Raw genomic sequence first — 1,655 nt, forward strand, 5'->3', positions numbered from 1 at the left:
CTTAACACTTTGCTTGACTTCTTCCGCCTGGACAACGGCAAGGAACAGCCCCGTCTGTCACCCTGCCGGATTTCAGCAATCACGCACACACTTGAAACGGAGTTCATGCCTGTTGCCGTGAACAAAGGGCTGTCCTTGTCCGTGAAGACTGGACACGATGCCATTGTATTGACCGACAAAGAGCGAATAATACAAATCGGGAATAACCTGCTGTCAAACGCTGTCAAGTTCACAGAAGAAGGCGGTGTTTCTTTGATTACTGAATATGATAATGGAGTTCTGACACTGGTCGTTGAAGATACAGGTACAGGCATGACAGAAGAGGAACAGAAACAAGCGTTCGGTGCGTTTGAACGTCTATCAAATGCCGCCGCAAAGGAGGGTTTCGGGCTTGGGCTTGCCATAATGCGTAATATTGTGTCGATGCTTGGCGGAACAATCCGTTTAGACAGCAAGAAAGGGAAAGGCAGTCGTTTCACAGTTGAAATTTCTATGCAGGAAGCTGAAGAACAGCTTGGATATACAAGCAATACACCTGTTTATCATAACAATAAATTCCATGATGTTGTCGCCATTGACAATGATGAGGTATTACTTCTGATGCTGAAAGAGATGTATTCCCAAGAAGGAATACACTGCGACACTTGCACCGATGCTGCGGCACTGATGGAAATGATACGCCAGAAAGAATACAGCCTGTTGCTGACAGACTTGAATATGCCCGATATAAACGGTTTCGAATTGCTGGAACTGTTGCGTTCGTCCAACGTGGGCAATTCACCAACAATCCCGGTGGTTGTGGCAACCGCTTCGGGCAGTTGTAACAAAGGGGAACTATTGGCAAAAGGCTTTGCCGGATGCCTGTTCAAACCGTTCTCCATATCGGAACTGATGGAGGTTTCCGACAGGTGTGCCATAAAAGCGACACCGGACGGGAAACCGGACTTTTCCGCCTTATTGTCCTATGGCAATGAAGCCGTCATGCTGGAAAAGTTGATAACTGAAACAGAAAAGGAAATGCAGGCGGTACGGGATGCAGCAAAAGAAAAAGACCTGCAAAAGCTGGATTCCCTGATCCACCACCTGCGCAGTTCGTGGGAGGTGCTCCGTGCCGACCAACCGCTGAATGTACTTTACGGATTGCTTCGTGGCGATGCTCTCCCGGATGGTGAAGCGTTAAGCCATGCCGTGACTGCCGTGCTGGATAAGGGAGTGGAAATAATACGGTTGGCAGAAGAGGAAAGGAGAAAATACGAAGATGGATAAGACAAAAATAATTGTGGTGGAAGACAACATCGTGTATTGCGAATATGTCTGCAATATGCTGTCACGGGAGGGCTACCGCAATATGAAGGCTTACCACCTCTCAACCGCGAAGAAACATCTGCAACAGGCAACAGATAATGATATCGTGGTTGCCGACCTGCGTCTGCCTGACGGCAGTGGCATAGACCTTTTGTGCTGGATGCGAAAGGAGGGAAAGATGCAGCCCTTCATCATTATGACCGACTACGCCGAAGTTAATACCGCCGTGGAAAGCATGAAACTCGGCTCGATAGACTATATTCCCAAACAGCTTGTGGAGGATAAACTTGTCCCCCTGATCCGTTCCATACTGAAAGAACGTCAGGCAGGACAACGCCGTATGCCTGTAT

General features: G+C 48.2%; 2 protein-coding genes. Both read left to right on the forward strand.

Annotated elements, in window-relative coordinates; genetic code table 11:
• Positions 1-1,266 (forward strand): ATP-binding protein (locus H8S63_RS19255; protein ID WP_186927672.1); only part of this gene is annotated, 1,266 nt, incomplete at its 5' end.
• Positions 1,259-1,655, forward strand: a 397-nt coding sequence (locus H8S63_RS19260; RefSeq protein WP_186927673.1) for a response regulator, incomplete at its 3' end; no start/stop codon positions are given. The genes H8S63_RS19255 and H8S63_RS19260, both read left to right, overlap by 8 nt.

The organism is Bacteroides sp. NSJ-39 (assembly GCF_014287315.1).
Lineage (GTDB): Bacteria > Bacteroidota > Bacteroidia > Bacteroidales > Bacteroidaceae > Bacteroides > Bacteroides finegoldii.